Origin of the sequence: Pseudomonas sp. BJa5, assembly GCF_030272875.2 — a bacterium.
Lineage (GTDB): Bacteria > Pseudomonadota > Gammaproteobacteria > Pseudomonadales > Pseudomonadaceae > Aquipseudomonas.
On the sequence record NZ_JALRNG020000074.1, the window covers coordinates 1 to 9,192 of the forward strand.

The following is a 9,192-nucleotide window of genomic DNA, read 5'->3' on the forward strand; positions in this document are numbered from 1 at the left end:
GGGCCTGGTCGCGGGGCAAGCCCGCTCCCACCGTGGGAGCGGGCTTGCCCCGCGATTGCTTCAGGCGATCGCCGCGTCCACCAGTTCCTGGGCTTCGGCCACCAGGCGCTTGAGGTGCGCTTCGTCGACGAAGCTCTCGGCGTAGATCTTGTAGATGTCCTCGGTGCCCGATGGCCGTGCGGCAAACCAGCCATTGGCGGTCATCACCTTCAAGCCACCGATGGCCTGGTTGTTGCCCGGCGCATGGCTCTGGATCTGCTCGATCGGCTCACCGGCCAGCATGGTCGACTTGACCTGCTCAGGGGCCAGTTTGCTCAACAGGGCCTTCTGCTGCGGGTTGGCCTTGGCCTCGACGCGGGTGGCGAACGGCTCGCCCAGCTCGGCGGTCAGTTCGGCATAGGCCTGGCTCGGGTCGCGGCCGGTGCGAGCGGTGATTTCCGCCGCCAGCAGGGCCGGGATCAGGCCGTCCTTGTCGGTGGTCCAGACGCTGCCGTCCTTGCGCAGGAACGATGCGCCGGCACTCTCCTCGCCGCCAAAGCCCAGGCTGCCGTCGAACAGGCCATCGGCGAAGAACTTGAAGCCCACCGGCACTTCATACAGGCGACGTCCCAGGCGCGCGGTCACGCGGTCGATCAGGCCGCTGCTGACCACGGTCTTGCCCACTGCCGCGTCCTGACGCCACTGCGGACGGTGCTGGAACAGGTAGTCGATGGCCACGGCCAGGTAGTTGTTCGGCGCCAGCAGGCCGTTCGGGGTGACGATGCCGTGACGGTCGTGGTCCGGGTCGCAGGCAAAGGCCACGTCGAAACGTTCGCGCAGGCCGATCAGGCCCTGCATGGCATACGGCGACGAGGGGTCCATGCGGATCTGGCCGTCCCAGTCGACGCTCATGAAGCGGAAGGTCGGATCGACTTCGGTGTTGACCACTTCCAGGTTCAGCTTGTAGTGCTCGGCAATCGCCGACCAGTAGCGCACCCCGGCGCCACCCAGCGGGTCGACGCCCAGGCGCAGGTTGGCAGCACGGATCACGTCGAAGTCGATGACGTTTTCCAGGTCGGCGACATAGTTGCCCAAAAAGTCATGGCGATGGGTGGTGCTGGCCGCCAGGGCCTGCTCGTGGTCCATGCGCTTGACGCCCTTGAGGCCATCGGCCAGCAGTTCGTTGGCCTTGGCCTCGATCCACTTGGTCACGTCGCTGTCGGCCGGGCCGCCATTGGGCGGGTTGTACTTGAAGCCGCCGCTCTGTGGCGGGTTGTGCGACGGGGTGATGACGATGCCGTCGGCAAGGCCGCTGCTGCGCCCGCGGTTGTAGCAGATGATGGCATGGGACACCGCCGGGGTCGGGGTGTACTCATCGTCCTTGGACAGCATTACCTGCACGCCGTTGGCGGCCAGCACCTGCAGGGCACTGGCGGCGGCCGGGGTCGACAGCGCATGGGTGTCGGCGCCGATGAACAGCGGGCCATCGATGCCCTTGGACTGGCGGTACAGGCAGATCGCCTGGCTGATCGCCAGCACATGGTGCTCGTTGAAACTCAAATCCAGCGAGCTGCCCCGGTGCCCGGAGGTGCCGAACGCGACCCGCTGGGTGGCGATGCCGGCATCGGGCTGGCCGGTGTAGTAAGCGGTCAACAGGCGCGGGATATCCACCAGCACGGAGGCTGGAGCCGGTTTGCCTGCCAAAGGACTGAGCTTCATGCAAAACCTCAAGAAAGGATGTTCGGGGGTAATGAGACGACAGAGTTTACTGGCACTTTGACAAGCGTGCGATGCCAATGCTCCCTACCCTCCTGATTATTTGTTCAACGGCGCCCACCAGGCGGGAAACATGCGCCGGACCCGCTCTTCGGCGAAGCGGTCGTCGATCAGCATGACCGTGCCCCGGTCGTCGATGCCGCGGATCACCCGCCCGGCGGCCTGGATGACCTTCTGCACCCCGGGATACAGGTAGGTGTAGTCGAAGCCGGCACCAAACAGCCGGCCCATGCGCTGCTTGACCTGTTCGTTGACCGGATTGACCTGGGGCAACCCCAGGGTGGCGACAAAGGCCCCTATCAGGCGCGTGCCCGGCAGGTCCACGCCTTCGCCAAAGGCGCCGCCGAGCACGGCAAAGCCGATGCCCTGCCCGTGCGCCACGAAGCGCTGGAGAAAGCCCTGGCGCTGCGCCTCGTCCATGCCGGGGGCCTGGCTCCACTGGACAATCTGCGGGTGCTGCTGCGCCAGCAGCGCGGCGACCTGCTGCAGGTAGTCGAAGCTGCTGAAAAACGCCAGGTAGTTGCCGGGCTCGGCGGCATATTGCCCGGCGATCAGCTCGACGATCGACGCCAGCGAGGCGGCACGGTGCTGAAAACGGGTGGAGACGCCGCTGATCACCTGTACCCGCAACTGCTCGGCGGCAAAGGGTGAGGCGACCTCAAGCCAGGCGGTGTCCGCCGGCATGCCCAAAAGGTCGGCGTAATAGTGCCGGGGGCTGAGGGTGGCGGAAAACAGCGTGACGCTGCGCGCAGCGGCCATGCGCGGGCCGATCTGCGCCGCCGGCACCACATTGCGCAGGCTCAGGGTGGACAGGCTGCGCTTGCCCGGCCCGTCGCGCTTGCTGATATCGAAGAGAAAATGTCCATCGAACAGCTCGCTGATGCGCATGAATTGCAGGGCCTGGAAGAAGAACTGCAACACCTGCGGGTCCAGCCCGGCGGGCTGCAGGTTGAGCTGCTCCTGGATCAGGCCGATGCACTGCTGTAGCGCCTTGAGAAATGCCTCGGGCAGCGCGTCAAGCACCTGATATGGCGCCAACTGCGACTTGTGCAGGGCATTCCACTGGCGGTTGAGGCGGTCCAGGGCGCTGGTGATGCCGGCGGGCTTGCTGCGCCGCAAGGCCGTCAGCTGCCACTGGTCAAGGCTGGCGCTGTACATCTGCCGCGCCCGCTCCACCAGGTTGTGTGCCTCGTCGACCAGCACCGCCACACGCCACTGGTTGACCTGGGCCAGGCCGTGGAGCATGGCGCTCTGGTCAAAGTAGTAGTTGTAGTCGGCGACCAGCACGTCGACCCAGCGGGCCATTTCCTGCCCCAGGTAATAGGGGCAGACCTGATGGGCCAGGGCTATTTCGCGCAACGCGGCCTTGTCGAGGATGCTCACCTTCCGGGCAGCCTCGCGTGCTGCCGGTAGCCGGTCATAGAAGCCCCGGGCCAACGGGCAGGATTCGCCATGGCAGGCGTTTTCGGGATACTCGCAGGCCTTGTCCCGGGCCACCAGCTCCAGGCTGCGCAGTTCGAGGCCCGGGGCACTGCCGTGGACCTGCTGCAGGGCCTCCAGGGCCAGGGCGCGGCCCGGGGTCTTGGCGGTGAGGAAGTAGATCTTGTCCAGTTGCTGTGGCACCACGGCCTTGAGCAACGGAAACAAGGTGCCGAGGGTCTTGCCGATGCCCGTGGTGGCCTGGGCCATCAGGCAGCGGCCGGTGCTGACCGCCTTGTACACCGACTCGGCCAGTTCACGCTGGCCACTGCGCAACTGCCCGTAGGGAAAGCCCAGCGCCTGCAGCCCGGCATTGCGCGAGGCCACGCGTTGCACCTGCTGCTCGGCCCAGGCCAGGAACACCCCGCATTGGGTGTTGAAGAACTGTTCGAGCTCATCGGCGCTGCAGCGTTGTTCGATCAGGGTCTGGGTGTCGCTGTCGACGTCGAGGTAGACCAGCGCCAGGTTGATCGCGTCGAGCCCGCGCTGCTGGCACAGCAGCCAGCCATAGACCCTGGCCTGGGCCCAGTGCAGCTGACGATGGTTGACCGGCTGGCGGGCCAGGTCGCCACGGTAGGTCTTGATCTCCTCCAGGCGATTGAGCTGCGGGTCGTAGCCATCGGCCCTGCCCCGCACCTGCAGGCTGGCGAACTGGCCTTCAAGGCTGATTTCGGCCTCATAATCCGGCCCGCGCCGGGCCACCACCCGTTGATGACCGCTGATGCCTTCCTGGGCGCTGGGCGATGGCGTGAAGCGCAGGTCCAGGTCACCGACCTTGGCGCTGAACTCGCACAGGGCGCGCACGGCTACCCGGTAGCTCATGCCGAGGGTTCCAGCCAGCGCACATGGCAGACCTCGACCGGCAGGCCATGTTCGGCACAGAACTCGATCCAGCGCAGCTGGTTGTCTTGCAGGCGGTCGCCCGGGCCCTTGACCTCGATCATCCGGTAGCGCTGCTGCTCGGGCCAGAACTGGATCAGGTCGGGCATGCCGGCGCGGTTACTCTGGATGTCCTCGAGCAGGCGCTCGAAGCAGTGCTTGAGGTGCATGGCCGGCAGGCAGGCCAGGGCCTGCTCCAGCAGGGATTCGTCGAGCATCTGCCAGAAGACGAACGACGACTGCAAACCCTGCTTGCACCGGAACTGCTCGCGGATGGTCTGCCGGTAGCGGCCATCGTCCAGCTGCCCCAGGCAGTCTGCGAACAAGGCACGGCGGCGCGCCTGGAACTCGGGGTCATGCAGGTCCTGGGGCGCGCTCTGGAACGGGTGAAAGAACGCCCCCGGGACCGGGGCGAAGATCGCCTCCCAGCACAACAGGCCGAACAGGCTGTTGAACAGGGTGTTTTCCACATAGTGCACCTGCCCGCCCTGCGCCTCCAGGTGCAGGCGAACCGCCTGTTCCACCCCCAGTTCGGCCCACTGCGCCGGCAGCTGCAACTCGATCAGGCCGGCCGCGGGCCGGGCCCGGCGTGGTTGTGGCGGCCCGCCCAGCTTGCGCTGCAGGCGCGGCAGCATTCGCGCCAGGGCCTGCACCTCGAGCGGGCCGGCCGGTTGCCGGGCGACCTCGCTGGCCAGCTCGAAGGCCTGGGCCCACTGCTCGCTGCGCTCCAGTACCCGGATTTGCCGGATCCGCGCCTGCGGGTGCAGGCTCGCGGGATAGATGCGCAGGGCCAGGTTCCAGTCGCCCAGACGCTCACTGTGCTGGCCAAGCTGGTACAGCAAGCGTGAGCGACGGCGCAGCAACCAGGGGTTGTCGCTGTGCAGGGACTCGACCTCGCTCAGCACCTGGGCCAGGGGCATGCCCTGCTCGACCAGCTCGCCGCATCGGTGCAGGGCCAGGGCCATGTCGACATCGCCACGCTGGCGCAAGGCCCGCGAATCCTCGGAGAACTCCACCTGTTCATAACGCAGCAGTCCCAGGTCGGCCAGCACGAACTCCGACCAGTCCTGGTACAGGTTGCCGAAAAACAGCAGCCGCAGGCGGTCGCACAAGGCCTGAAGGCGCAGGGTGACAATCGGCTCGGGAAAATCGGGTAACCAGTCGTGCAGGGGCCGCGCAGCCAGGTCCAGGGCCTGCAACTGGGCATATAGCTCGGCCTTGGCCGCCCGCGGTCGCGACAGCTGCGCGGCGAATCCGCTGGCGATCTCATCCTTGCGCAACAGCTGGAACAGTTGCTCAAGGCTCAACAGGCTGTCGTTACTCACCCAGCCCAGTTCGAGCAAGGGTTGCAAGGCCGCCAGGGTCGGGCCGATCTCGGCGTAGGCCAGTTTGCTCGGGCGAAACAGCTCGCCCTTGCGCATGACCATGCGCACCAGCAATGCCCGGGCCGGACGCGGTTGTTCGGCAAACTGGCGGATGAACGCCCGTTCTTCCTCGTTCAGCAGGTCGGCATAGCGCAGTTCGATCCAGTCGAGCACCTGCTGGAAGTTGTGAAGGTAATAGAACGGATCGTCGACGGAATGGGCAATCACGGCGCGGCTACGGTTGGCTGACAAGGATACTGGTTATACATACAGACCCCTGCTCAGCGCAACTGCCGCGCCCGCCATTGATCGGACAAACCGCCGCGCTACTCCCAGCGCTGCAAGGCCTGGCTCAACAGGCTCAAGCCCTGCTGCAAATCGCCAGGCTGGCCACAGGACCATCCCAGGCGCAGGTGCCGGGCAAACTGGCCCTGCAGGCTGAACAACTCGCCCGGGGTGATCACCAGCCCCTGGTCCAGCAGGCGCTGGAACAGCTGGCGGGTGTCCACGGGGGCTCGCACCTGGGCCCAGATGCTTGCCCCGCCAGCCGGCATCTGGAACTGCAACTGCGCCCCCAGGTGCACCTGCATCTGCCGGTACAGGTGGCTGACACGCTCGCGCATGCGCCCGCGCATATGCTCAAGGTGCAGGTCGACCTTGCCCTTGGCGTACAGCCGCGCTACCGCTTGCTGGCGCAACGGCGGCAGGCGGAAGCCGCGGGCCAGGAACCGGCGTTGCAAGGCGCGTCGGGCGTGGCGGGCCAGCAGGTAGGCAAAGGGGACTTCCACACCCACCGTGCGCTCCAGCGAGGAAAACACCAGCAGGCGCTCCGGATCGACCACATCGCGCAGGCACGCCGATGGGCGAGTGAAGCAATACTCTGCGTCCAGGTCGTTCTCCAGCAACCACGCCCCATGGCGCTCGAGCAACGCAGCGATGGCCGGGTGCTGTGCCGCCGGTATCAGACTGCCATGGGGGCAGTTCAGCTGCGACGACAGCATCACCAGGCGCACCGATTCGCGCGTCAGCAGCCCGGCGAAGCGCTCCAGGTCCAGCGAGCCATCGTCGCCAAGTGGCAGCTCGATCACCCGCAGGCCGGCCATCCGCAGGATACCCAGCAAGCGCCAGGAGCACGGCGTCGCCACCAGTACCGCGCTGCCTCGAAGCTCCAGGGCCGTCACCAGCGTCTCGAACAACGAGCACAGGTCGACGGCCAGATACACATCTTCGGCATTCCAGCAGCGGTGCACCGATCGCGTGTAACGGGCCGCCAGTGCCGTACGCAATTCCAGCTCGCCATAGGGATGAACCTGCGCGCCCGCTCGCGGGTACTGGCGCAGCAACTGGCGCTCGATGCCCAGCAGGCTGGCTTCCAGTGACGGCATGGCGTGGGTGCCATGAGGTGCCATCAACTGCGCCGCACCGGCCTGCTGCAGCGCCTGCAGCAACTGCTCGGTACCGGTCGCAGGCACGCCGGCATCCGCGCCCCTGGCAAAGTAGCCCGACTTGGGCACCGACTGCACGCGGCCCTCGTGCTCAAGCAACGAATAGGCGTACTGAACGGTCGAAATCGACACTTCCAGGCGCCTGGCCAGGTCACGCAGCGACGGCAACTTACTGTAGCTGCCCGGCGCCATGGGGACGATCAGCTCCATCAGATAGCGATACACCGCCTGATAGGCAAACTCACCGCTTTTCGTCGAGCGTTTCATCAACCGCGACCAGCCGAACGGCCCCGAAGCATCCCGCCGGACGGCTGATGGCGCAGATCGGCACCGCGCACCAGCAGCCCGGCCAGCAGCGGCGCCGGTAACTCGCGCCCATAGAGCACGTGCAGCATCGGCAGTGGCAGGCCGCTGATATCCGCCAGCCACTGCTTGACCGGCCCCGGGGCCGGTTGCCCCTGCAACGCCTGGTGCAGGTAGGGCAATGCCACCAGCATGCCCGGGTGACACCTGCGCAGGAACGCCTCCAGTCGCCGTCCCCTGGCCACGAAAGGCCCGAACAACTGGCAGACCAGTTGCGCTTCGCTCAGCCCGTAGGCCTGCTGGGCGAATGCGTCGGCTTCCTTGCGCCGCTGCTCTCTGGTCTCACCTGGGCGCCAGCGCCCCAGTACCGCGCGTTGCAAGGCATCAGGCAGGCCCTTTCGCTGCATCAGCTGTCGGGTCTGGCACAGATAGCGCTCGATGCCTTCGCGGTATTGGCCGTCCTCGACAAACTCCGCCTGCAAGCCTTGCAGGTGCGCCAGCAACAGCGGGTTGGCAATGCCGAACGGGTGGCTGGGGTAGGCCTGTTCATCCACGCGATAGCCGAGGAATTCGCTCAACCGCTCGCCATGGGGCGTGTCGCGGTCGAACACCAGGTCATCGACGGTGATAAAGCGCAACACCGGCCCGCAACAGTCGCTGTCGGCCACCGGCAGCGATTGCTGCTCCTGCCCCAGCAACCAGGACAGGTAGTGCCTGCGCCAGCCGCCCATGGCATCGAGCAAGGACGCGGCACAGCTATGGATCGGTCGAACCCCCAGCAGATCGGCATCGCGCAGCGAACGGCGGCTCCAGGCCAGGTAGCGTCGTCGGTCGGGCAGCGGGTCGGCACTGATGATGGCATCCACCCCGCCCTTCCAGCGCAAGGTCTGGCGCCCCAGCTCCACCAGGTGCAGGTAGCCATGACTGGCGAAATTGGCAGCTGTCGGAGCCCTGCCCGACAAATGCCCGAGCATCAGCCACTCGTGCCGCTCCGCCTGCTGTTGGCAGGCAGAAGGCGGGCGGCGACTGTCAAAGGTCAGCAATTGTCCGGCATCGAGCACCAGTAGCTCGACGCGCGGGTCGTCGTGCATGAACAGCACCGAGAAGGTGTTTTCGATATTGCTCAGTGCCGTGCTGCTCATTCCGGCCTGGCGGGCCGTGGCGATGCGCAACTGGAAGGTGCCCGGCGAGCGCGCGGCAACGCTCAACTGCGCCGCCCGCAGGCACGCCAGTGCCTGGGCACCGTACTGGCTGCCATCGAACACGAACATCAGGCGCAGGCCCTTGATGCGCTCCAGCCCACCGGCCGCCACAATCAGTCGCTGAATCAACAACTGCAACGAAGCACGTTGTGCCTGCGACAGGTGTTCAAGCAAACGTTGTAACACTTGTTGATAGATATACTGCATGGCCTGGTCGTGAATACTGCCCATAACGCTCACCCGAATTTCAGTTACGGCCACATGAACAACACGCTCCTGCGAAGTTGCTCAAGTAGCAGGAATAAGATTCCACTCAAAACCCTAGGAAACTTCCCACAACCACCTACGAAGATGGGTAGGCATTCCCTCCTGACCAGCGCAGTATCTGTAGCACCTTGAGCCCATTCAGCCCTGCCCTATCCATTGCAACTCACTCCTTGAGTTTTCAAATGAACGGTTATTATCGGGCGTTATCAAGCGAATAGAAGATACAGAACTCGGTAAAAAAACAGTTCAGATTCGCACCGTCGCTCGTTAACAATCAGACAAACGCCGTTCCTGTTTACTATGGCTTGAACAGTATGGGAATTCCGCGCTATTGAAGAGAAATGTGAAGTTGAAATTTCCGAAATACACTTAGGAAACAGGCAAAAAAGGTTCTACATGGAACCCTGGGGACTTTGATCCCTGGGCTTGGGCTTGGGCTTGGGCTTGGGCTTGGGTGTCGAGTCTGCGGGCTTATCCATTCCATGCAGCGACGCTGCC

At 65.2% G+C, this 9,192-nt stretch carries 5 protein-coding genes; all 5 read right to left on the bottom strand.

Annotated elements, in window-relative coordinates:
• Positions 1-60 precede the first annotated feature (60 nt).
• Entirely contained in the window at positions 61-1,698 is a 1,638-nt protein-coding gene (gene pgm / locus M2D63_RS25320; RefSeq protein WP_285865839.1) for a phosphoglucomutase (alpha-D-glucose-1,6-bisphosphate-dependent), read from the bottom strand.
• Positions 1,699-1,794: 96 nt separating this feature from the next.
• Positions 1,795-4,056 carry an ATP-dependent DNA helicase gene (locus M2D63_RS25325; protein WP_285865840.1) on the bottom strand — a complete coding sequence of 754 codons (2,262 nt, stop codon included), beginning with the start codon at positions 4,054-4,056 and terminating at the stop codon, positions 1,795-1,797.
• The gene (locus tag M2D63_RS25330; protein WP_285865843.1) at positions 4,053-5,705 is read right to left on the bottom strand and encodes a VRR-NUC domain-containing protein; all 1,653 of its coding nucleotides are present in this window, start codon (positions 5,703-5,705) and stop codon (positions 4,053-4,055) included. Before M2D63_RS25330 ends, M2D63_RS25325 begins: the two co-directional genes overlap by 4 nt.
• A gap of 98 nt (positions 5,706-5,803) precedes the next feature.
• On the bottom strand, positions 5,804-7,189 hold the full coding sequence (locus M2D63_RS25335; RefSeq protein WP_285865841.1) for a PLP-dependent aminotransferase family protein: 1,386 nt from the start codon (positions 7,187-7,189) through the stop codon (positions 5,804-5,806).
• Positions 7,189-8,658, bottom strand: a complete 1,470-nt coding sequence (locus M2D63_RS25340; RefSeq protein WP_285865842.1) for a hypothetical protein — start codon at positions 8,656-8,658, stop codon at positions 7,189-7,191. The genes M2D63_RS25335 and M2D63_RS25340 overlap by 1 nt, the downstream gene beginning before the upstream one ends.
• Positions 8,659-9,192 lie beyond the last annotated feature (534 nt).